Source organism: Gordonia otitidis (assembly GCF_020735545.1).
GTDB lineage: Bacteria > Actinomycetota > Actinomycetes > Mycobacteriales > Mycobacteriaceae > Gordonia > Gordonia otitidis.
The window spans coordinates 2,027,161-2,049,540 of the sequence record NZ_CP085974.1; the positions used below are offsets into that span (position 1 = coordinate 2,027,161).

Annotated in this window: 20 protein-coding genes and 1 tRNA gene; 11 read left to right on the top strand and 10 right to left on the bottom strand. The window is 64.4% G+C overall.

All coding sequences use genetic code 11. The features are described from left to right. The first annotated feature begins 41 nt into the window (after nucleotides 1-41). Nucleotides 42-701, top strand: coding sequence for a TetR/AcrR family transcriptional regulator (locus tag LK459_RS09160; protein ID WP_227922918.1), 660 nt, complete (start codon nucleotides 42-44; stop codon nucleotides 699-701). A gap of 16 nt (nucleotides 702-717) precedes the next feature. On the opposite strand, the gene LK459_RS09165 is transcribed toward LK459_RS09160, so the two are convergent. From LK459_RS09165 to LK459_RS09185, 5 genes are all read right to left on the bottom strand, one after another. Beyond that, nucleotides 718-2,040 (bottom strand): class I SAM-dependent methyltransferase, encoded by a 1,323-nt coding sequence (locus LK459_RS09165; protein WP_407648755.1) that lies wholly within the window; start codon nucleotides 2,038-2,040, stop codon nucleotides 718-720. 212 nt (nucleotides 2,041-2,252) lie between these two features. Then, nucleotides 2,253-3,245, bottom strand: a complete 993-nt coding sequence (locus LK459_RS09170; protein WP_407648756.1) for a PDR/VanB family oxidoreductase — start codon at nucleotides 3,243-3,245, stop codon at nucleotides 2,253-2,255. A gap of 40 nt (nucleotides 3,246-3,285) precedes the next feature. Then, nucleotides 3,286-4,569, bottom strand: a complete 1,284-nt coding sequence (locus tag LK459_RS09175; protein WP_227922921.1) for a cytochrome P450 — start codon at nucleotides 4,567-4,569, stop codon at nucleotides 3,286-3,288. Nucleotides 4,570-4,584: 15 nt separating this feature from the next. After that, nucleotides 4,585-5,760 (bottom strand): serine hydrolase domain-containing protein, encoded by a 1,176-nt coding sequence (locus LK459_RS09180; RefSeq protein ID WP_227922923.1) that lies wholly within the window; start codon nucleotides 5,758-5,760, stop codon nucleotides 4,585-4,587. Nucleotides 5,761-5,794: 34 nt separating this feature from the next. Then, nucleotides 5,795-6,604, bottom strand: a complete 810-nt coding sequence (locus LK459_RS09185) for an SDR family NAD(P)-dependent oxidoreductase (RefSeq protein WP_227922924.1) — start codon at nucleotides 6,602-6,604, stop codon at nucleotides 5,795-5,797. A 164-nt stretch (nucleotides 6,605-6,768) separates the two neighbouring features. Between LK459_RS09185 and LK459_RS09190 the strand changes: the two genes are divergently transcribed. Beyond that, nucleotides 6,769-7,434, top strand: coding sequence for a TetR/AcrR family transcriptional regulator (locus tag LK459_RS09190; RefSeq protein WP_227922926.1), 666 nt, complete (start codon nucleotides 6,769-6,771; stop codon nucleotides 7,432-7,434). Here the strand turns inward: LK459_RS09190 and LK459_RS09195 are convergent. From LK459_RS09195 to LK459_RS09205, 3 genes are read right to left on the bottom strand one after another with little or no spacing between them, the layout of a single operon-like run. Next, on the bottom strand, nucleotides 7,391-7,876 hold the full coding sequence (locus tag LK459_RS09195; RefSeq protein ID WP_227922928.1) for an HtaA domain-containing protein: 486 nt from the start codon (nucleotides 7,874-7,876) through the stop codon (nucleotides 7,391-7,393). The two genes, LK459_RS09190 and LK459_RS09195, sit on opposite strands and share 44 nt — an antisense overlap. A gap of 20 nt (nucleotides 7,877-7,896) precedes the next feature. Then, nucleotides 7,897-8,871: a PDR/VanB family oxidoreductase gene (locus LK459_RS09200; protein WP_227922930.1), complete on the bottom strand. Its 975-nt coding sequence runs from the start codon at nucleotides 8,869-8,871 to the stop codon at nucleotides 7,897-7,899. A gap of 1 nt (nucleotide 8,872) precedes the next feature. Then, entirely contained in the window at nucleotides 8,873-9,994 is a 1,122-nt protein-coding gene (locus LK459_RS09205; protein WP_227923641.1) for an aromatic ring-hydroxylating dioxygenase subunit alpha, read from the bottom strand. 128 nt (nucleotides 9,995-10,122) lie between these two features. On the opposite strand from LK459_RS09205, the gene LK459_RS09210 reads away from it, so the two are divergent. Then, nucleotides 10,123-10,752: a PadR family transcriptional regulator gene (locus LK459_RS09210; RefSeq protein ID WP_227922931.1), complete on the top strand. Its 630-nt coding sequence runs from the start codon at nucleotides 10,123-10,125 to the stop codon at nucleotides 10,750-10,752. Between the two features lie 83 nt (nucleotides 10,753-10,835). Here the strand turns inward: LK459_RS09210 and LK459_RS09215 are convergent. Continuing rightward, a tRNA-Leu gene (locus LK459_RS09215) sits at nucleotides 10,836-10,921 on the bottom strand. Nucleotides 10,922-11,272: 351 nt separating this feature from the next. Here LK459_RS09215 and LK459_RS09220 point away from each other — a divergent pair. From LK459_RS09220 to pknB, 7 genes are all read left to right on the top strand, one after another. Beyond that, on the top strand, nucleotides 11,273-12,529 hold the full coding sequence (locus tag LK459_RS09220) for a DUF3662 and FHA domain-containing protein (protein WP_227922933.1): 1,257 nt from the start codon (nucleotides 11,273-11,275) through the stop codon (nucleotides 12,527-12,529). Between the two features lie 203 nt (nucleotides 12,530-12,732). Then, nucleotides 12,733-13,197, top strand: coding sequence for an FHA domain-containing protein FhaB/FipA (locus LK459_RS09225; protein ID WP_007241272.1), 465 nt, complete (start codon nucleotides 12,733-12,735; stop codon nucleotides 13,195-13,197). Beyond that, nucleotides 13,194-14,711, top strand: a complete 1,518-nt coding sequence (locus tag LK459_RS09230; RefSeq protein WP_227922935.1) for a PP2C family protein-serine/threonine phosphatase — start codon at nucleotides 13,194-13,196, stop codon at nucleotides 14,709-14,711. Before LK459_RS09225 ends, LK459_RS09230 begins: the two co-directional genes overlap by 4 nt. Then, on the top strand, nucleotides 14,712-16,160 hold the full coding sequence (locus LK459_RS09235; protein ID WP_227922937.1) for an FtsW/RodA/SpoVE family cell cycle protein: 1,449 nt from the start codon (nucleotides 14,712-14,714) through the stop codon (nucleotides 16,158-16,160). It begins immediately after the preceding gene. Further along, on the top strand, nucleotides 16,157-17,659 hold the full coding sequence (locus tag LK459_RS09240) for a peptidoglycan D,D-transpeptidase FtsI family protein (RefSeq protein ID WP_007241275.1): 1,503 nt from the start codon (nucleotides 16,157-16,159) through the stop codon (nucleotides 17,657-17,659). The genes LK459_RS09235 and LK459_RS09240 overlap by 4 nt, the downstream gene beginning before the upstream one ends. Beyond that, complete coding sequence (locus tag LK459_RS09245) at nucleotides 17,656-19,083, top strand: protein kinase domain-containing protein (RefSeq protein ID WP_227922939.1); 1,428 nt, start codon at nucleotides 17,656-17,658, stop codon at nucleotides 19,081-19,083. The genes LK459_RS09240 and LK459_RS09245 overlap by 4 nt, the downstream gene beginning before the upstream one ends. After that, a complete protein-coding gene (pknB, locus tag LK459_RS09250; RefSeq protein WP_227922940.1) occupies nucleotides 19,080-21,020 on the top strand; it encodes a Stk1 family PASTA domain-containing Ser/Thr kinase in 1,941 nt (646 codons plus the stop codon). Before LK459_RS09245 ends, pknB begins: the two co-directional genes overlap by 4 nt. A 58-nt stretch (nucleotides 21,021-21,078) precedes the next feature. Here the strand turns inward: pknB and LK459_RS09255 are convergent, their stop codons facing one another. Continuing rightward, complete coding sequence (locus LK459_RS09255; protein ID WP_407648790.1) at nucleotides 21,079-21,864, bottom strand: aminodeoxychorismate/anthranilate synthase component II; 786 nt, start codon at nucleotides 21,862-21,864, stop codon at nucleotides 21,079-21,081. A 202-nt stretch (nucleotides 21,865-22,066) separates the two neighbouring features. On the opposite strand from LK459_RS09255, the gene crgA reads away from it, so the two are divergent. Further along, nucleotides 22,067-22,357 carry a cell division protein CrgA gene (gene crgA / locus LK459_RS09260; protein WP_005175908.1) on the top strand — a complete coding sequence of 97 codons (291 nt, stop codon included), beginning with the start codon at nucleotides 22,067-22,069 and terminating at the stop codon, nucleotides 22,355-22,357. Nucleotides 22,358-22,380 lie beyond the last annotated feature (23 nt).

The following is a 22,380-nucleotide window of genomic DNA, read 5'->3' on the forward strand; positions in this document are numbered from 1 at the left end:
CGATACCGCTGGTACTGGTCACCGTGGTCGATAATGTCCCGATGACAGCGGAATCGTCAAGCTCCACCACCTCCGACGCCGGGACGGAGGTCGACGACCAGCCGAGACGTCGTCCGAGTCGTGCGGACGTGCAGGCCGATATCCGAGCCGCCGCACGCGACGTGTTTCTCGAACGCGGCTACGCGAATACGTCGTTGGAGATGATCGCGGGCCGTGCCGGCTACTCCAAGGGTGCGGTGTACTCGAACTTCGCGAGCAAGGGCGCCTTGTTCATGGACCTGACGTCGTCGGTGTTCACCGAGCGGGCAACGGGTTTCACCGGTCCGGGGCTGGTGCCGCCGACTGACGACGCCGACGCCGAGCGCGACATGCGAGTGCTCGCTCTCGTGCTCCTCAAACAGATACGGGACACATATCGCACCAACGTCGTGTTCGCCGAGTTCCGTTCCGAGGTCGATCGCGACCCGCAACTACTGAAGGACTACACCGCAGCGCGCGTCCACCTCGCGGAGTCGCTCGCGGCGAACATCGAGGACGTGGTGGCTGTCAGAGGTTTACGGCTCAACGTGCCGGCGCTCGAGGCCGCCGTCGTGGTGCTCGCGTTGATCAACGGACTCTCGCTCGAGTACATCGGGCGCGACGGCGAGCACGTGCTCTCGGTCGACACCATGGCGCGGGTGTTGCGGGCGTTGGTGTCGTAGGCACGCATGCAACTTCTCAGCGTGAGCGCTGTTTGGTCGATGACAGTGACCAGCCGTCACGCGTCCAGCTCATCCCCGATTCTGCGTCAGAGTGCTGCTTGATCGCCACCACTTGATGGATTGTGACGCGCCCTCGGTGAAATGCCAACGCGCACACAGCTAGATACAGCAACCAGGTGCGGGTCACCTCGACCCCCGCGAGTTCGACCGCCTTCGCCCAGTGAGCTTGCAGGTTGTCGACCCAAGCCCGCAGGGTCAGCGCATAGTGCTCCCGAAGCGATTCGGTGTCACGAATCTCCAGCCCCGCCTTCTCCAGCGATGCGGCAACCGTACTGAGCGGCAGGATCTCGCCGTCCGGGAAGATATAGCTCTCGATGAAGCTCGGGGCCCAGCGACGGCGTGCGGCGACAGGCCCGATGGCGGCGATGGCGTGGTTGAGCAGTCGTCCGCCAGGGACGAGTAGTTCGGCGAGATGCTCTGCGTAACCGTCCATCTGAGCTGCTCCGACGTGCTCGCTCATTCCCACCGATGCGATCGCGTCAAACGGACCGTCGTCGACATCCCGATAATCCTGCAGTCGGATCTCGACGCGGTCGTCAAGCCGAGCGTCGTGCACGCGCTGCTTGGCCAGCAGCTGTTGCTCCTCGCTGAGAGTCACGCCGACGACGTCCACGCCATAGTGCTGCGCGGCGTGAATGGCCAAGGAACCCCAACCGCATCCGACGTCGAGTAACCGCTTGCCCGGCGCGAGGTCGAGTTTGCGGCAGATGAGGTCAAGCTTGTCGCGCTGGGCTGCCTCGAGCGTGCCTTCGCGGCCGTCCCGCCAATACCCACACGAGTACACCATGCTCGGTCCGAGAACGAGTCGGTAGAAGTTGTTACCCACGTCGTAGTGATGCGAGATGGCCGCCGCGTCGCGGGCGCGGCTGTGTCGTGACCCTCGTTGAGTTCTGACCTCGGTGCGCGGCGGAAGGGGTCGACGCCCGATGCCGCCGAGTCGCGCCAGCGTCGCGAACAGTTTCAGCATCGAACCGAGCTCGACGTGTGCCAGCTCATGATGTCCGAAGCGGTTGATGACCTCCGGGCGGTCGAGGACGTCGACAACGGGACCCGTGATGTCGAGGTCGCCGGAAATGTACGCGCGGGCGAGTCCGATTTCGTTGGGCGCCCAGAGGATGTGGCGGAGGGCTCGACGGTTCTCGAAGACAACCTCGCCGGGCACGTCCGAAGACCCCGCCGTACTCCCGTCCCAGGCTCTGACACGAAGGCCTATCGGGACCCCGACAAGGGATTCCGCCGCAGAAAGAATGCGATCTGCTACTCGAGTGCGCAACGTCATCTCACATCACCTCAGCTACTGAAGTTAGCCAGCCTTACGAGTGATATTAGTCCTGCTCGGTGCGACTACTCGTCGTCGGGCCCGGACAGAATCGAGCGCGTCGAGTACAGCGCGAGTTCGCTCATCGCGGCGGGCAGTGAGGCGGCGGTAGTTCTCCTCTCCCACCCCCTAACTCCGTGTGAGCATTCTGTCTACTCGACTCGGGCGCGGGCTCAGAGGTCGAGAACAAGCCGTTCCGAGCACGACCGCGACACACAGATGAACATCGTCTCCTGAGCGTCCTTCTCGTCCTGCGTCAGCAGCGAGTCCCGATGGTCGGCAGTCCCTTCGAGAATCGGGGTCTCACAGCTACCGCAGGTTCCCTCTCGGCAAGACGACACCACCATCGCGCCCGCTGCCTCGGCAACGTCGAGGATCGACAGTCCAGCAGGTACCGACACGGTCACTCCGGTAAGAGCCAGCTCGACCTCGAATTCGGTGTCCGACATGTCCGGGGTGGGGCGGATCGCCCGGAAACGCTCCGTGTTCACCGAGCCGGAAGGCCATGTGGCGCAATAGGAGTCGACGGCGTCGAGCAGTGGGCCGGGACCGCACGTGTAGACGCGCAATCGGGGCCTGGGTTCGCCCAGAATCGTCGGCAGATCCAAGTGGCCGACCTCGTCCTGAGGGCAGATCGTGACCTCGCCCGGATACCGCTCGCTCAGCTCTCGCGCATACGCCATCGACGACCGGGATCGCCCTCCGTAGAACAGGCGGAACGGAATCCCCTGTGCGTGGGCCGCGGCGATCATGGGGACCAATGGAGTGATGCCGATGCCGCCGGCCACGAAGACGTATTCGTCGGCGTCGACCAGAGTGAAATTGTTGCGCGGGCCTCGTGTGGCGAGCTCGGACTCGACGGCAAGAGTGTCGTGGACCGCGACAGAGCCGCCGCGGCTCTCTGGTTCACGGAGGACTGCAACCCGGTAAGACCCGCGTTCGGCAGGATCGCCACACAATGAGTACTGACGTACCAGGTCCGGCCGCAGGATCAGGTCCAGATGTGCACCGGGTGTCCATTCGGGAAGCGGGGCGCCCTCGGGCGAAGCCAAGGTCAGCTCCACGACACCGTCGGCGACTACTTTCCGTTCAGTGACGGTCAACGTCATCTGCGTGTCCGCCACCATCGGCGGCGCGACCGTATCGGTCGAGGCATTCGTGTTCATGTCGTGGTCCTGTGTCGCTGAGGAAGAAAACGGGTAAGGCTTACTCGGTGACCGACTCGTGGGCGGCGTCAGCTGGATTCCAGGTCGCGGCAAGGCTGCGCCGGATCGGGAGCATGATCAACGGCAGGAAGTCCTGCTCGAAATCGGGAGCGATCCGCAGACTCGGCAAGCGCTCGAAGAGCGTGCGGACCCCCGCGGTTCCCTGGGTGCGTCCGAGTGGCTGCCCGAGGCAGGTATGGCGACCTTTGGTGAACGAATAGTGATCAGTGGGCTCGGCACGGTGGATGTCCCACTTGCTCGGCTCCTGGTAGTACTCGGGATCGTTGTTCGCGCTCGCCAACGCGAGCCACACCATATCCCCGGCCGGGATGGTGACTCCCGACAGCTCGACATCGACGGTCGCCTGCCGTGAGGCGAATGGTGCGGAAGGTCGTCGTCGCAGAGTCTCCTCGAAAACCCGCGGCCATAGAGTGGGGTCGGACTGCGCCTCGCGGAGCTGATCTGTATTGCGCGACAGGAAGATGACTGCATTGGCCATTCCCTGCGCCGTCGTATCGGTGCCCGCGGCGGAGAATTCGCACAGATGCAGTGCGACACGCTCCACCGACAGGACTGGCTCGCCGTCGCGATTGCGAGCCGAGGACATCACCGAGATGAGATCAGTCGCCGTGCTGTCACGGCGCTCGACAACAAGCTCACGCAAGGCCAATTGCGCAGCGATGTACCTGGACCACACCTCGGTACGCCGGGGCTCCTCCATGGGTTCTCGCCCGCTGGCCAGCACCGCGAAATGGTCGTCGCGTAGCTGACGCATCATCGGCTCGTACGAATCCGGCAGATCCATCAGCGCCATCAGCGTCTGGGTGGTGAGCTCGAGGCAGTAGTCTTCCATCAGTTCGGCGGATCCCCGTTCCGCCCAGCGGTCGATGATCCGGTTGGCACGCGCAACGATCTGCGGTTCGAGTGCTTCGATGACGGGTTTGAGGAACCCGCGCTGGGCAACGCGGCGCATCTCGGTGTGCACTGGTGGATCCATGCTGACGGAGATGTGCGCCATCAGCTCAGAGGTGACGACGGAGGCGAACTGGTCTGGTACCGGAATGCTGCTGCCGTTCCCTTTGCACGAGAACGTCTTCCAGTCCATCAGAACTCTGTCGACGTCAGCTCGGTCGGTCACGACCCATGTCCGCAATTGGTCATGCCAGAACACGGGCTGTTCGGTGCGGATCCGGTCGTACATCGACGCCGGATCGCTCAGCGCAGTCTCACTGAGGGGGTCGAAATCCGCTGGTGTAACCGGTCGTTGGTCAAAGATGCTGGTCATTGTCGGGATTCCTTCTCAGAGGGCGGAGGCGCTGGCCATGGTGGACAGGCGCTGGAAGCGGGCGAGATTGTCGCCTTCCTCCATCACCCCGGCGGTCAGACATACGAAGGTGAGGTCACTTTCGGGGTCGACCCAGAACAGCGTGGACCCTGCGCCGTAGTTGCCATGTGTACGCGGACTGGTCGATGCGCCGAAGAAGCTCGGGTAGACACCCTCCCCGCGCAGCGCGAAACCGAGACCGAAGTTCCCCGGGGGCACTTCCCACCCACGGGCCTGACACAGCATCGCGTACAGATCGTTGGGTGCCGTGCCGGTCTGCAGGGTGGTGGCGAGGTCCAGAATGCGTGGTGACAGAACACGCACTCCGTCAAGTGTTCCTCCGCACCTGATCATTTCGGCAAAGCGCAGGATGTCTCCGGTGGTTGACACTGCACCTACCCACGGCATCTCGGCGCCCTCGACGACGATCTCCTGCATGATCTCGATGTCGGCAGCTTTCAGCCAGCCACCGGGCGGATAGCTGGCGGTGATGGGCACCATGCGCGAAGCCCAGGCCTCGGGTGCTCCCAGCGCGGTGTTGTTCATCTGCAATGGACTGAGGAGTTCGCTCCGAAGCAGTTCTCCGTAGCTGCCGTAACCGGTGGCGCGGCGGACCATCTCGCCGAGAAGCGCATGATTGAGCGTCGGCGAGTAGTTGAAGGTGCCGCCTGGTTCGCCGACGACGTCGAGTTGGCTGATCGCGTCGATCACAGCGTGGAGGTTTCCCAGTTCGGCGTAGGGAAGCGGGGTCGGTGTCACCACCAGTCCGGCCCTGTGGGTGAGCAGGTGACCGACGTTGATGCGGTCCTTCTTCGCCGCCCGAAACGGATCACGACCGACGAACTCGGGGATCACGTCGACCACGCGGGTGGTCAGATCCAGCTGTCCACGATCAATTGCCTGCAGAACCAGAATGTTGGTGAACGCCTTGGTCATCGAGAAAATCCAGAAGACGTCGTCGAGGTCGGCCGCCCGACCGGTAGCGCGGTCGGCGTAACCGATCGCCTCATGTATACCGACTTCGCCGTGCCGGGCGATGGCTATCACCGCACCGTCGTATCTTCCGGCCTCGACGTCGGAGCTGATGGTTTCGCGGATTCGATCCAACGCGGAGTGGTCGAATGATGTCGGTCGGGTCAGGGTTGTGCTCATGATGTGGCTCCTTCTGGTGGGCTGAGTCCGGTGGTCACATGTACAGGCCGCCGGACGGCGACAGGGTTTGACCGGTGTAGTACTTGCTGTCGTCCGAGGCGAGGAAGAGCATCGTCTGCGCGAGGTCTTCTGGCTGTGCCAGGCTCGGAATGGGTTGTACGCCTGCGATGGAATCGACGATCTCGTCCGGCTGTGCCCGCAGAAGCGGAGTGTCGACGGCACCCGGTGCAACAGCGTTGACCCGAATGTTGTGTGGCGCCAACTCGCCGGCGGCGGCGCGGGTCATCCCCAACACACCGGCCTTGGAGGCTGGGTAATACAGGGGCATCGGAGTTCCGACGAGAGCGGAAACACTGGAGATGTTGACTATCGAGCCACCGCCCGACCGTCTCATCAGCGGAACCGCCTCGCGAATCGTGAAGAATGGACCCTTGAGGTTCACGGAGAGCACTCGGTCGAAATGCTCGTCCGTGACACCCGAGAGGAAGTCAGGGTGCAGGGTCTCCCCCCGTTTGTGCGCGGCGGCCACGGCCACGTTGACATCCACCAGTCGCTGGTTCTCCTCACGGGTGGGTGCGTTGATTCCCGCCCCGTTCACCAGTACATGCAAAGCGCCGTAACGCTTCTCGACGTAGTCGAACGCTTCTCTCACAGCCGTGCTGTCGGCGACGTCGAGAGCGATTCCTTCACCCCGTTCGATGTCCGACATCACCTCTTTGACATTCGCTTCGGAAATGTCGGCTCCGATGACCGTCGCACCCTCCTCGGAGAACAGGCGAGCTGTCGCGGCGCCGATTCCGGAGCCCGCTCCGGTGATGAACGCAATTCTTCCGGCAAGTTTCACGGGGAACTCCTCGAGTGGAATTGGAGAGTGAGGTGACCGCGATCGCGGTCGGCAAGTGGTGTAGGACACATATTACCCAAAACTAGATCGCTGTCTAGTTTTTTTCTGGATTCGAGTCCAGTTTCTAGATATCTGCAGTTCAGCGCCCCGATTACGATGGTCGTATGAGCGACTCCGAACCGACACCGGGCACGGATGGATCGTCCCCGCGCACCGGACGTAAGAAGCAGGCCACACGTGCCCGTATCGTCGACAGCGCGATTCCACTGTTTTCCGAGGCCGGTTACGACACCATCACCATGGATGCGATAGCGAAAGCGGCCGGCGTCAGTCGCGCCAACCTCTACTTACATTTCAGCGCGAAAGCAGAGTTGGTCGCCGCCATGCTCGAGCAGCTCAGCCCAGAGGTTGTGAAGTCCTATGGCGCACTGGACTCACTCGACGCCTCCGATCATGATGCCATTCGAGAATGGGTGGAGACCACCTCGATTCTCTGGACTCGACGACGGAAACAGTTTGAGACACTCGAGCATGCATTGTCCGTCGAACCCCTTGTCGCACAACGGTGGTATCAGACTCTGGGTGAATCCGCGGACGCGATGGTCGGCTTCCTGAACCGCCATCCGATCGGTCCTGAACGCGACCGGGCACGTCTCTTACTCATCACAACGATGCTCGGTTTCGAACGCACGCTCTATTTCGTGTTCGTGCGTTCTGCACCGTCGGACCCTGCTGCGATAATCGATGTCGTCACCGCCCAATGGCAGGCAGTCCTCACGGGAGCGGTCACACCGTCGACACAACCGCTGAATTCAGCTGTGCGCCAATGACCACCGTGTCCAGCGCCGTACCGACCGGGTACTGATCGCCGAACAGTGCCACACCGGGCTCGGCGAGGTGCGCGTCGAATACCTGTGTTGCCGAATCCGATTCAGTTCCGCGCCCTACCAATCGCGCCAACACGATTCGGCGGTTTCCGGCAGGCCACGACGCAGGATCGACGACGGTCAGTTCCACCCCGGAAACCGATCGCTCCACCCACGGATCGGCGATCAGCAGGTCAAGCAGTCCGCCATGGCCGCCCATTCGAATGGTGCCGGAGAAGCGTCGAACGGACGGCGCACCCGCGCACTCGACCTCCGGGAACGTGAAATAGCTCGACTCCCCCAGGTAGGCAGCGCCTCCCAGTGCGTACTGACCGTCTGGCAGCGTGGCGATGTAGCGGATGAAGCTGCGCTTGATGCCCCAGGTCAATCCGGTTTGGAGATCCACACGCGGCGTCGTATCGGCTGTCATTGCACGTCGAGGGTCAGGCGGCCGGCTCCCGGGGAGTCAGTACACACCACACGGGAAACGCAGGCGCACATCTTCTTCGCAGTAGATTTCTGGTCATCACTGAAGAACACGTCACGGTGGTCGACAGTGCCCGCGACGTCGACGATGTCGACCTGACACAGTCCGCACTCACCCTTCCGGCAGTCGAACATCATGTCGGCGCCCGCACGTTCGAGCGCATCGAGAAGTGAATCACCGGATCGGACGGTCGTTTCGACGCCGAGTGCGGGCACGCTCACGAGGAACTCCTCGGCCTTGAACCACCCACTGTTCCCGAAGGTTTCATAGCGTAGGTTCGGCATGGGCAGCCGATGATCGATCCAGCTGCGGCGCACGGCATCCATCAATCGGATGGGACCGCACATATAGAACTCGGTCTGCTCGTCCGCTTCGGACACGAGACCAGCGACGTCGAGTGTCGTTTTCTCCGCGTCGAGGTGGACCTCGAGCCGGTCTCCGTGCACAGCGAGCAGTTCGGGAAGAAAAGCCATCGCCGATCTGCTGCGTGCGGCATAGACGAACCGATAGTCGGCCCCCACACGACGAAGTACCGCAGCCATACCGGCCATAGCGGTCACCCCGATTCCGCCCGCGAGCAGGATGTACCGCGGTGCACCAACGCGCAGCGCGAAGTTCTGCAGCGGAGCCGTGACGTCGAGCTTGTCACCCACACGGAGAGCGTGCATGAATCGGGATCCCCCGCGTGACGTGGGCGAGAGCCTGACTCCAAGGGTGATCTCGCGGCCGTCGGAGGAACCGGAGACGACAGAATACGAGCGGACGTCCCCGCTGTCTATACGCACATCGATGTGGGATCCCGGTGGTGCCTTGTGTGGAGCGTCGGTCGAGATCACGATCCGTGCGATGTCGTCAGCCACCAGTCCGACGTCGATGACCTCGCCCCTGTGCCAGACGATCTGGTTGTCGGCCATGTCATTTCACCGGTTCTGCTGTGAGTGCGTCGATGTTGGTGGTCCGGGTGCGCTCATTCTCGATCATGCGCTGAATGATGCGACGCACCCACATTCCGCCTGCATCGATGTTGAGGTTGTAGAACTCGTGGTCCGGATTCGCCTCGATCGCGGTCTGCTGAGCAGCGAGCATTGCCTCGTCTTCACCGAAGACCCCGTGTACCCCGTCGCGCAGCTGGGTGGTGATCACTTGACTCTCCAGACGGTAGTTTCGCTGAAATGCCCAGAAGTACAGGGCGGTCTTCTCGTCGACGGGTGAGATGGTGTTCATGACGAAACCGTTGACTCCCTGACTACGGTCGCCTTCGGGCGCTCCGGTCCCGGCTCTTGCCACGCCCACATCGATCCGGATAGTGCTCGGGGCCTGAAACTCGATGATCTGCCAGCGGTCGACACGACCGTCGAATCCGGGGAACTTGTCGCGCATGTTCTTCAGCCAGAAGGGAGGCGCGTCGATATCGCGCATCCAGCGGGTGACAGTGACAGTGCGGTCGTCGTGGGTGACCTCAAAGTCCGACTCACTGAGTTCTTCCTGCCCGATCGAGGAGGAGTGCACGAACTCTTCGTGGGTCAGATCCATCAAATTGTCCAGTACCAGTTGATAATTGGCCTCGACCTCGATGGTGCGACCGTCACCCGCCCACTCAGGTGAGTCCATCTGGAACATGTCGGGGATATCAGCAGGATCAGCGAGCGTCGGGTCCCCCGGCCACACCCACACGTAGCGGTACCGCTCTTCGACGGGGTACGAGGTGACCATCGCCGAGGGATTGATGGTCTCCTGGGCGGGCATTTTGGTACAGCGGCCAGCAGAGTTGAATCGCAATCCGTGATAGGGGCACTGCACTTCGTCCGCGCCGATTCGGACGCCCTTCGACAACGGCGCGAGCCGATGCCAACAGGCGTCGGCCAGTGCGACGGGTCTTCCATCGCTGGTGCGATAGAACGCCAGCGGTGTATCGGCAATCCTGCGGGCCAGCAGATTCGACGAGGTCACCTCGTAGTCCCACGCTGCGGCGTACCAGGCGTTGAGGGGGAATGCCATGTTCTTGGCGGTCGCGCCGCCAGGGCCGAGATCGGTCATGTGAAGTCCTTGGACATGTGACTGTGTGATCATCGCCGAATAACTATGTTGATAGGTAGTCGGTGATGTGACGCACACACTATCTATCGATATAGTGTTTTGCAACACACCCCCGATCCTAGGGAGACATGAGTCTTCGCTACGCACTTCTCGCGCTGCTCACCGCGGGCCCACTCACCGGTTACGACGCAGCAAAGCGTTTCGGAGCGTCGGTCGGGCATTTGTGGCAGGCACCCGACTCGCAGATCTACCCCGAGTTGCGGAAGATGCAGAAGTCCGGCCTCATCGACGGCGAGGAAGTCCGCTGGGGCCCCAACAGCACCAAGACCCAGTACCGGATCACCGAGGAGGGTCTTGCCGACTTCCGGGAATGGATGAACACACCGCACGGCTTCGCACCTGAGCGCGATGCCCATCACCTGCAGGCGGCGTACTTCGAATGGGCGGAGCCCGATGAAGCGCGCGAGATACTGCGCCGCCATATCGAACACCACACGTCACAGGTGCAGTTGCTGACCGCTGTTCGCGATGGGATCAAAGCGGCTACAGATCCGGCGATCATTCGTCGGCTCGCAGCCCGACCCACACACGAGCATGAACGGATCATCGCGTACAAGGCACACACCTACGAGGGCATGATCGCCCGCAGCAACTCCGAAATAGAGTGGGCGACTCGTGGACTGGATCTGATCACCGAGCTCGATGGCCCACCGGCACGGCAACACCCGCCGGCTGGGCTCGCGACTGAACTCGGATGAGTACTGCAGACGGAACGACAAAAGGTCAGGCTGCACTTCCGCAACCTGACCTCATGTACCGCCTTGAGCTGAACTGCTCGTGGTGGTGGGCGAAGGGGGACTTGAACCCCCACGTCCCGAAGGACACTGGCACCTGAAGCCAGCGCGTCTGCCATTCCGCCACTCGCCCGTGGCCGCCGAAGACTCGGCGGGCAAGCCGTCGAACTGGGTTGCCCGACGACTGGAGAACGATAGCAACAATGCGGCGTCGATGTAAAACTCGATGCTGCGGGGTGCCTCGACGGGCTCGACAAGCGAAGACGGGCTCGCCAAGCGAAGACGCGCCCAGTAAGCGAAGGCGCGCCCGGCGAGCCAACCCGCTCGGGAAGCGGGAGGACGGCGACTGGTGCTGCCCTCTGAAAGTTCTGGTGTTGATGGTGCAGCAGTTGATCTGAGACGGTGTTAGCCGTAAGTATCGGTATCATCAATCAAGGTCACATGCACGACGACACGCCACCACTGCTGCGAAGGGAGGTCGACGGTGGGAATCCTGCAACGCTTTGAGCGCAAACTAGAAGGAGCTGTCGACGACGGCTTTGCGCGCGTTTTCGGTGGTCAGGTGGCTCCGCAGGAGATCGAGAACGGTCTGCAGCGCGAGGCGGAGGAGTCTCTGGAATCACTCGGCGACGGCACGATCCTGGCTGCGAACAGCTACTCCTTGCTGTTCAGCCCGACAGACCATGACCACATCGCAGCCGAGTACGAGCTGAATCGCAAGACGTTCTCCAAACACTTGGAGAACTTCATCGCCGACAATGGTTGGCAAACGTATGGGAAGGTCGTCGTAGAGTTCGACCAGTCCCCCGCGTTGCACACCGGTATCTTCCGTGCGCGTGGTCGCGTCGATCCGGATGCGAGACCACGTCCGGCTCCGACCGCGTCCGACCAGCTTGGCGACGTCGGGCAGCCACCACAGTCCACACGTGGTCGGCCCCAGGTGCCGCAACCGCTACCGCCGACACCTGGTCCGCCACCACAACCACATGCATCACAACAAGTAGGAGTCCCAGCCATGACGCAGAATCCCGGTTACGACCAGCGGCGAGGCGCAGAACCCGCCTACGACGACGCCCGGGGCTACGGCCAGGGCCAGCAGGAATACGGTCAGGAGTACGCCCAGCAGGGCTACGACTACCAGCAGGGCGGTTACGGCCAGGGATACGAGCAGGCTCCCGGCTACGGGCAACAAGGCGGCTACTACCCGGCGCAGGGCCAGCAGCCCGGCTACGGATACGACCAGGGCTACGAGCAGCAGGGTTACGGCCAGCAGGGCTACGACCAGGGCTACGCACAGCAGCCCGGCTACGGCCAGCAGGACTACGACTACGCGCAGAGCTACCCCCAGCAGGGCTACGACCAGGGCTACGCACAGCAGGGGTACGACCAGGGCTACGCTCAGCAACCCGGCTACGGATACGACCAGGGCTACGGCCACCCCGGCGGCTACGCTCCCGCGGCGATCACCCTGCTTCTCGAGGACGGCAGCAACCGCACCTTCCAGCTGCGTGAGGGCTCCAACGTCGTCGGCCGTGGCCAGGACGCGCAGTTCCGCCTCCCCGACACCGGTGTCTCGCGTCGACACGTCGAGATCCGCTGGGACGGCAGCACCGCGATGCTCACCGACCTCAACTCGACCAACGGCACCACTGTCAATGACGTCCAGGTCAATAGCTGGGAACTCGCCGACGGTGACCGGATTCGCATCGGCCACTCGGACATCACCGTCCGCTTCCAATAAGACCGACAAGACCAGCAACGTTCGCCGGATCGACGCCCGTGGCATCCTCGTGATGGCCGGGCGTCGATACACAACTGTCACTTCCGAATGACGGCGATCGCGACTCTGGCCCATAAGATGCAGTCGGGATCCGTTGTGGCGCGCTAAGCGTCGGCTCGCGACCCACGTTCACAGACGAGATGGCATAGGGAGGTGAGGACCAGATGCAGGGCTTGGTTCTGCAGTTGACCCGTATCGGGTTTCTGGTCCTCCTCTGGTTGTTCGTCTACGCAGTGATCCGCGTCGTCCGTGCTGACATCGCGACGGCGTCGGGTTCGACACTCTCCCGCTACACCGGGGCCGACCGTCGTCGTCGGAAAGCCGCCACGGCCAGGGGATCCGCGCGCTACCTCGTCGTCACGCACGGCGCACTCGCCAACACTCGCATCACGCTCGGCACCCAACCGGTCCTCATAGGCCGCGCCGACGACTCCACACTGGTCCTGACCGACGACTATGCGTCCGAGCGCCATGCGCGACTCTCGCGCCGCGGCGACGACTGGTACGTCGAAGACCTCGGCTCGACGAACGGCACCTACCTGGACCGGTCCAAGGTCACCACCGCCGTCAAGGTCCCGCTGAACACACCGATCCGCATCGGTAAGACCGTGATCGAGCTGCGCCCGTGACACTGGTGTTGCGCTACATCGCGCGGAGCGATCGTGGGTTGGTCCGTGCGAACAACGAGGACTCCTTCTACGCAGGACCCCGACTTCTCGCACTCGCCGACGGCATGGGGGGCCACGCGGCGGGCGAAGTTGCCAGCCAGCTCGTCATCCAGGCACTGCGCACCCTCGACGACGACGAGCCGGGCGGCGATCTGCTCGCCGCTCTCGACCGTGCCACCCACCGCGGCAACGCGGCGATCGCCGAACAGGTCGAGCGCTCCCCCGACCTCGACGGTATGGGCACAACCCTGACAGCGATCCTCTTCGCAGGCAGCAGAATCGGACTCGCCCACATCGGCGACTCACGCGGTTACCTGTTCCGCGACGGCGAGCTGACCCAGATCACCCGCGACGACACCTTCGTGCAAACCCTCGTCGACGAAGGCCGCATCACCGCCGAACAGGCACACACCCACCCACAACGTTCGTTGATCATGCGTGCGCTGACCGGCACCGAGGTCGAGCCGACCCTCACGATCCGCGAGGCCCGCGCAGGTGATCGATACCTGCTCTGCAGCGACGGACTGTCGGACGTGGTGAGCGAAGAGACGATCGCCGAGACCCTGGGCTCGATCGAGGACGAGAAGGAGTGCGCCGACCGTCTCATCGAGCTCGCGCTGCGCGGCGGTGGCCCTGACAACGTCAGCGTCGTGCTCGCCGACGTCGTCGACACCCAATACGGCGAGTCGCGGCCCATCGTCGGCGGAGCTGCGGGCGACGACGCCGAACAGAGCTATACCCCCGACCCCGCCACCGCAGCCGGCAGGGCCGCGGCACTGCGCCCACCAGCCGCAGCACCGCAGCGCCCGACGATCCTCACCGACGACCCCGATCCGCAGCCACGCAAAAGCCGTTGGCGCCGTTGGATTTTCGCTGGGATCGTCGCGCTGGTGATCGCCGCGCTGATCGCGGGGTTCTTCTTGACGCGCGGACTGCTGCGCAGCACGTACTACGTCGGCGAGGACAACGGAAAGGTCACCATCTTCCAGGGTTCGCCCGACAAGATCCTGTTCTTCTCATCGAGTAGCGCCGCCGAGAAGGTGTGCGTCACCAACGCCGCGACCGACGCCCCCACGGTGAGCTTCCAGTCGTTCGACGACAAGAACGAATGTCGTCGACTCGCGCTCTCCGACCTCGACTCGGCGAGCGTGAACACAGTGCGGACCTTCGGGGTGAGCAAGGTCGACCTCGACGACGCCCGCAACCGGGTGCGTCGCCTGACGTTCCTTCCCCTGTGCACTCCCGCGCCGTCGACCAGCGAACCGGCACCCCAGACACCGGGCCAACCCGGACAACAGACACCCGGCGCGCCGCCTCCTGCGAGCCCCGCGCCCAACACCGCGCTGCCCGCCAGGTACCCGCTCGAACCGCTTGCCGATCCGTCGAGTCCTGCGACGTCGGCGCCGCCGTCCACCCCAGCCGAATCCACGCCAGCCCAGCCGGGGTTCGACGACGGACCGTGTCGGGAACCGTAGATGTCGCACCCGTCGAATCCGCAGGCGAGCGCCACCCAGCACGCTCCGCCACGTGAACCCGCCCGCCAAACCGGTCGCACCGCCGAGATGATCCTTCTCGTCCTCGCCATCGGGATAATGACGGTCGCGCTGATCATCGTGCAGGCCGCGCAGGAGCAGTCACTCACCTGGGATCTGCTCAAGTACGTGGCCGCCTACACAGCACTGTTCGCGATCGCGCATCTCGTCGTACGGCGGTATGCACCGCACGCCGATCCCGTGCTGTTGCCAATTGTGGCTGCGCTCAACGGGATCGGACTCGTGCTCATCCACCGTCTCGACCTCGGGTCGGGCCCGCGTGGTGAGGAGATCAGCCCGACGGAGCAGACGAACAATGCCGACCAGCAGTTGCTCTGGGCATTGCTGGGCGTGATCGCGTTCGCAGTCATCCTGATCTTCATCCGCGATCACCGGACACTCTCGCGCTACGCCTACACGCTCGGTCTCGGGGGTGTGATCTTCCTGGCGATCCCGGCGATCCTGCCCGCGTCGATGTCGGAGATCAACGGATCGAAGAACTGGATCCGCACCCCGATCTTCAACATCCAACCGGGTGAGTTCTCCAAGATCCTGATCATCATCTTCACCGCGGCTCTGCTGGTGTCCAAGCGTGACCTGTTCACCACGGCGGGCAAGCACTTCCTCGGTATGGACCTACCGCGTGTCCGCGACCTCGGACCACTGCTCATCGCCTGGATCGTGACGATCGGCATCTTCGCTCTCGAGAACGACCTCGGCGGCCCGCTGCTGATCTTCTCGACGATCCTCGCGATGCTCTACGTCGCCACCGGCCGTGCGGGTTGGGTCGCGATCGGCGTCACCCTGTTCGCCGCAGGAGCGGTACTGGCGTACCAGTTGTTCCCCCACCTGCAGGTCCGCGTGCAGGTGTGGCAGGACCCGTTCGCCACCTTCGACACGACCGGATATCAGGTGGGCCAGAGCCTGTTCGGGCTCGCGACCGGAGGATTGTTCGGGACCGGCCTCGGTTCCGGACGACCCAACATCGTGCCGTTCGCCAACACCGACTTCATCATCGCCACCATCGGTGAGGAACTCGGCCTCGTCGGATTGACCGCGGTGATGATGCTCTACCTGATCTTCGTGATGCGCGGCCTGCGCACGGGCGTGGCGGTCCGCGACAGCTTCGGCAAACTCCTCGCGACAGGCCTCTCGTTCACGATGGCCGTGCAGATCTTCGTCGTCGTCGGCGGCGTGACCAAGCTGATCCCGCTGACAGGCCTGACAACACCGTTCATCTCGTACGGCGGGTCGTCGTTGCTCGCGAACTACATCCTGCTCGCCCTGCTGATCCGTGTGTCCAACGCTGCTCGTGAACCCGACCCGACGAAGCGTCGACCCACGCCCAAGCCCATCGAGTCCCTACCCACCCAGGCGGTGCGGCAGGCATGAACAATCCGATCCGCCGGGTGTCCATGGTGGTCATCGTGATGATCGTGGTGCTGCTCGCGAACACCACCTACGTCCAGGTCTTCAAAGCCGACGCGCTGAAGTCCGATCCACGCAACAATCGTGTACTGCTCGACGAGTACTCGCGCCAACGCGGTGCGATCACCGCGGGCGGTGAGGTGATCGCCGTGTCGGTGCCCACCGACAGCCGACTCAAGTTCCTGCGCAGCTATCCGCCGGAGGGCGCCGAGGCGTTTGCACCGGTGACCGGCTACTTCTCCTACCAATACGGGAGCACCGAGGTCGAGCGCTACGAGAACTCGTTCCTCTCCGGCAGCGACGACCGGCTCTTCGGACAGCGCTTCACCGACATGTTCTCGGGTCGGGATCCCCGTGGCGGAAACGTCGTGACGACCATCAACCCCCGACTGCAACGCGTCGCCTACAACCAGATGCGCAACGGTTGCCAGGGCGGATGTCGCGGTGCGGTCGTCGCGATCGCGCCCAACACCGGCAAGATCCTGGCGATGGTCTCGACGCCCAGCTTCGACCCCAACAAGCTGGCCAGCCACGACCAGTCGGTACGCGAGACGGCATGGGCGGGGTGGAACGATCCCAACGGCAACGAGCCGATGCTCAACCGGGCGATCAACCAGCTCTACCCGCCCGGCTCGACGTTCAAGGTGGTGACGTCGGCGGCTGCGCTGCGCGACGGTGTGTCGCAGGATGTCCGACTCACGTCTGCCTCGCAGTTCCCGCTGCCCGACACGACGATCTCACTGCCGAACTACGGCGGTGAGACGTGCCCCGACTCGTCGGGCGGCACTGTCTCGATGGCCACGGCGTTGAAGTACTCGTGCAACACCGCCTTCGCCGATCTGGTGACGAACAAGATGCCCGACGCGACGTCGAAGTTCAAGGACACCGCTCGACGCTTCGGCCTCGACGAGTCGGGACCGGAGATACCGATGCCCGTCGCGGATTCGACCGTCGGAGCCATCCCCGACCGCCCGGCCCTGGCGCAGTCGGCGATCGGACAGCGTGACGTGCGCCTGACCCCGCTGGAGAACGCGATGATCGCGGCCACCGTCGCCAACGGAGGGGTGCGGATGCAGCCCTACCTGGTGGATAAACTGCAATCGGCAGATCTGCGCACGTTGAGCACAACTCAGCCGACGACGATCAACGAACCGATCACCTCCGACCAGGCAGCGACGCTCACCAGCATGATGGTCGAGTCGGAACGGGCGACCGCGGGAGCGGGTGGTCCGGTCTCGATCGCGTCGAAGACCGGCACGGCCGAGCACTCCGACACGAGCGCGGGTGGCGACTCGGAGACCCCGTACTCCTGGTACATCGCGTTCGGACCGTCGTCGAATCCGCAGATCGCCGTTGCCGTGATCGTGGAGAACGGCGACTACGGTGTGAATTCGGTCGGCGGAACCGTTGCCGCGCCGATTGGACGAGCTGTGATCAACTCACTGGTGGGAGGTGGACGATGAGCCTGCAGAACGGCACGATCATCGCCGACCGGTATCGCCTGATCAGGCTCATCGCGACCGGCGGAATGGGACAGGTCTGGGAGGCCATCGACACACGGCTCAATCGTCGTGTCGCGGTGAAGGTACTCAAGGCCGAGTACTCCGACGACCCCGAGTTCACCGCCCGGTTCCGCACCGAGGCGCAGACCACGGCCAAACTGAACAACCCCGGGATCGCGAACGTCTTCGACTACGGCGAGACCCCCGACCGCGCGGGCGGTGGCCCGCTGGCCTACCTGGTGATGGAACTCGTCGACGGCGAGCCCCTGAACTCGGTCATCTCCCGACTCGGCCGACTGTCGCTGACCAACACGCTCGACATGCTCGAGCAGACCGGACGCGCCCTGCAGGCCGCGCACAGCGCCGGACTCGTGCACCGCGACGTGAAGCCGGGAAACATCCTCATCACGCCCGCGGGTCAGGTGAAGATCACCGACTTCGGTATCGCCAAGGCGGTCGACGCCGCCCCGGTGACCCAGACGGGCATGGTGATGGGCACCGCCCAGTACATCTCGCCCGAGCAGGCGACCGGTGACGAGGCGACCGCGGCGTCGGATGTCTATTCGCTCGGCGTCGTCGGCTACGAGGCCCTGACGGGGCGTCGACCGTTCCTCGGGGACGGCGCGATCACCGTCGCGATGAAGCACATTCGGGAGACACCGCCACCGCTGCCGGCGAACATCCCCGCGTCGGTCCGTGAACTGATCGACATTACGCTGTCGAAGGATCCCAAGCAGCGGTATGCCAACGGCGGTGAGTTCGCCGATGCCGTCGCCGCCGTCCGCGCGGGACGTCGACCTCCGCCGCCCGGTGGGATCGGTGCGGCGGGTGCTGCCGGAGCCGCTGCTGCCGGGGCCGCCGGTGGTGCCGCTCTCGCTCGTGGCACTGGTGCGACCCGCGCGATGACAGGCGGTGTGCCGCCCACCGCGACCGCGCGAACCGCCGGTGTCGCGCAGGGAACTGGCCGTACACCGACCTCGTACACGCAGACCACCTCGACGCCTCCCGGTAACAACAACGGATGGACCACCGGCCAGAAGGTGCTGGCCGGTATCGCCGGTGTGCTGCTGCTCGGCGCGATCGGACTCATCGGTTACTGGCTGGCGAACCTCGATTCCGGCTCGGCGCAGACGCCGGTGCCGTCGACGACGGTTACCCAGACCACCACTGCCGAGCCGACCACCGTCGAACGGCGGGAGCCGCAGACGACGACGCGCGAGCGCACCACCACGACGCGTGAACGCCCCACAACGACCGAACAACCGACGACCGAGGAACAGACGACACAACCGGAACCGGAGGAGCCCACCACGACGGCGGGCGACACCGGGGCGCCGACCGTCACCGGGCAGTTCTGTCCGCCCTTCTGTCTGCCGAGCCGATGACCGCGACACCGCACCATCTCTCCGACCGCTACGAACTGGGCGAGACGCTCGGATTCGGCGGCATGTCGGAGGTGCACTTCGCGCGTGACCTCCTGCTCAACCGCGACGTCGCGATCAAGGTGCTGCGCGCCGACCTCGCGCGCGATCCGTCGTTCTATCTGCGTTTCCGCCGTGAGGCGCAGAACGCGGCGAAACTCAATCACCCGACGATCGTCCAGGTCTTCGACACCGGCGAAGCCGAGACGGCCGACGGGCCGCTGCCGTTCATCGTGATGGAGTACGTCGACGGCGAGACGCTGCGAGACGTGTTGCGAGCCAACGGTCCGGTCTCACCTCGTCAAGCGATGACGTGGATGGCCGATGTCGCCGCCGCCATGGATTTCAGCCACCGCAACGGGATCGTGCACCGGGACATGAAGCCCGCCAACGTCATGATCGACAAGGCGGGCGCGGTGAAGGTGATGGACTTCGGCATCGCCCGCGCAATCAGCGATTCGACGTCGACGATGACGCAGACGTCGACCGTGATGGGCACCGCCCAGTACCTCTCGCCCGAGCAGGCGCGTGGCATCAAGGTCGACCCGCGCAGCGACATCTACTCCATGGGCTGTGTGCTCTTCGAGCTGATGACCGGCGAGCCCCCGTTCACCGGGGATTCGCCCGTGGCCGTCGCGCACCAACACGTCCACGAGGATCCGCCGTGGCCGTCGTCGATCCGACCGGAGATCCCACGCGAGCTGGATTCCGTCGTCCTCAAGGCGATGAGCAAGAACAAGGAGAACCGATACCAGTCGGCCGCGGAGCTACGCGCCGACCTGATCCGGGTACTCGCGGGCGGCCGCCCGTCCGCACCGCTGTTGCTCACCGACGAGGACCGTACCGAGTTCCTCGACACCGGGCCTCGTCGGGCCTCCCGTGACGGGGGCGGCGGCAGTGGCCGCGACGGCTCCGGGGGCGGTACGGGCGGCTCCGAGCCCGGAGACACGTCCGACAACACCCCTGTTCGACGACGCTCGCGGGGTCTGATCCTCGGATCGGTTGCTGCGGTCGTGTTGCTGCTTGCCGGACTGTTGCTCTGGTGGGCGCCGTGGGCGACGGAGAGTGCACGTCAGATCGCGGTGCCCTCGGTGAGTGGACTGTCGTCACAGGACGCCGAGAACAATCTGCTGCGCGCCGGGTTCAAGGTCAAACAACTTCAGGAGCCCAGTCTCGACGTGAAGGCGGGCACCGCGACCCGATCGGCGCCGGGTGCCAACGTGCTCGCGCCAGACGGGTCGGAGGTGACCCTGTACGTGTCGTCGGGTCCGCCGCGGCATCAGGTGCCGTCGATGGAGGGCAAGACGCCCGAGGAGGCGACCGAGGCACTGAAGGTGCTCGGGTTCACCAACATCCGCACCGACACCGTCGACTCGACTGCCGCACTGGACGGCAAGGTCGTGAACACGACCCCGGCGTCGGGTACGAATGCTGCCGTCAACAGTCCGGTGGTGCTCCACGTCGGAAGCGGTCCGCGACAGGTCACCGTGCGCGACGTGGTCGGTATGCGTGAGGACCAGGCGCGCAGTCTGCTCGAGCAGTCGAACCTGAAGATGGTCGTCGTGCAGGGTGACTCCGACCGCCCGGTCGGCGAGGTCATCAGCTCTTCGCCGTCGGCGGGAACGTCCGTCGACGAGGGCAGCACCGTTCAGGTGACCGTCTCACGCGGCAACGAGTTCACCATGCCCGACCTGCGCGGACAAACCCCGGAACAGGCACGAGCCACGCTGCAGTCGCGCGGATGGTCGGATTCGACGCTGACGCAGTCGACGAAGGGCGTGCCGCTCGGCAGTCCCGACATAGGCAAGATCGTCTCTCAGCAACCGGCCGCCGGGTCGCAGATCTCGCGCGACGACGCAGTGTCGGTCACGGTCGGACAGCTCAGTTTGCTGCCGAACTAGTCACGCCGCCGACCGAGCGCGCCGTCGGGCAGGGTTACCGACACTGCCGCGCCCCGCGTCACCCGAGTGCGGCGGCCATCTCCGACTCGAGCGCGTCGACCAAGCCGGCGTCGACGTCGATACCGGCGACGGCAAGCCAGTTGGCGAGCATCCGATGCCCGCCCTGGGTGAGCACACTCTCCGGGTGGAACTGGACCCCATGGATCGGCAGCTCGCGGTGCCGCATCGCCATGACGATGCCGCTGTCGGTGCGGCCGGTGACCACGAGTTCGTCGGGAATCGTCTCGGGGAGCACCGTGAGCGAGTGGTACCGGGTCGCGGTGAACGGATCCGGCAGTCCGGCGAGGACACCATCGTCGTCGTGGATGACCTGAGACGTCTTGCCGTGCAGCAGTTCCGGGGCGCGATCGACGGTCGCGCCGAACGCGGCACCGATCGCCTGGTGTCCGAGGCAGACCCCGAGCAGCGGAATGCCGTCCGACGCCGCCAGCTGCACCATCGGGATCGTGGCGCCCGCGCGCTGCGGCGTTCCCGGTCCGGGGCTCAGCAGCACGGCGTCGAATCCGTCGACCGCCTGCCGCAGCGACTCCTGGGTGATCTCGCCGTTCTCGTCCGTCAGTGCGGGATCGTCGTTGCGCCACACCGTGACGTCGAGCCCGCCCGGTTGCCCCGCGGCGGAGCCGCCCAACTGACCAGCGGAGCCGCCTAACTGTCCCGCGGCGGAGCCGCCCAATTGACCCAAGTACTGGACCAGGTTGTAGACGAAGCTGTCGTAGTTGTCGATGACGAGAACACGGCCGCGCGCTGGCGCGGACTCATCGTCGGGCTTGTTCACAGACGACAGATTACCCGGGCGTCTGGGAGGCTGGTCCCGACCAGCGGTGGCACGGGGGCCCGGCCCCGGCCTGCGGGGGCGCGACGGGCACCACCAGGACGTGGGCTCTGGACCGCCCCGCGAACGAACACAAGCTCGACCAGCGGGGTAGCACGCTCGACCAGGTGAGATACCGTAGGTGTCGAGTGATCTGCACCCAACAGAGGAAGTCATGCCGAAGTCTAAAGTCCGGAAGAAGACCGATTACACGATCAATCCGGCGTCGCGTACGCCGGTGAAGGTCAAGACCGGGCCCTCCAGCAGCATCTACGTGGGCGTCATGCTCGGGCTGATGCTCCTCGGCCTCGCCTGGCTGATCGTCTATTACCTCGCGGCGAGTTCGACCACGTACGGCGGCGAGGGCCAGGTTCTCCACTGGATGGCCAACCTCGGATCGTGGAACTTCCTCATCGGTTTCGCCTTGATGGTCGCCGGTCTGTTGATGACGATGAGATGGCGCTGACCTGCGTCAACAGCTGTATTCAC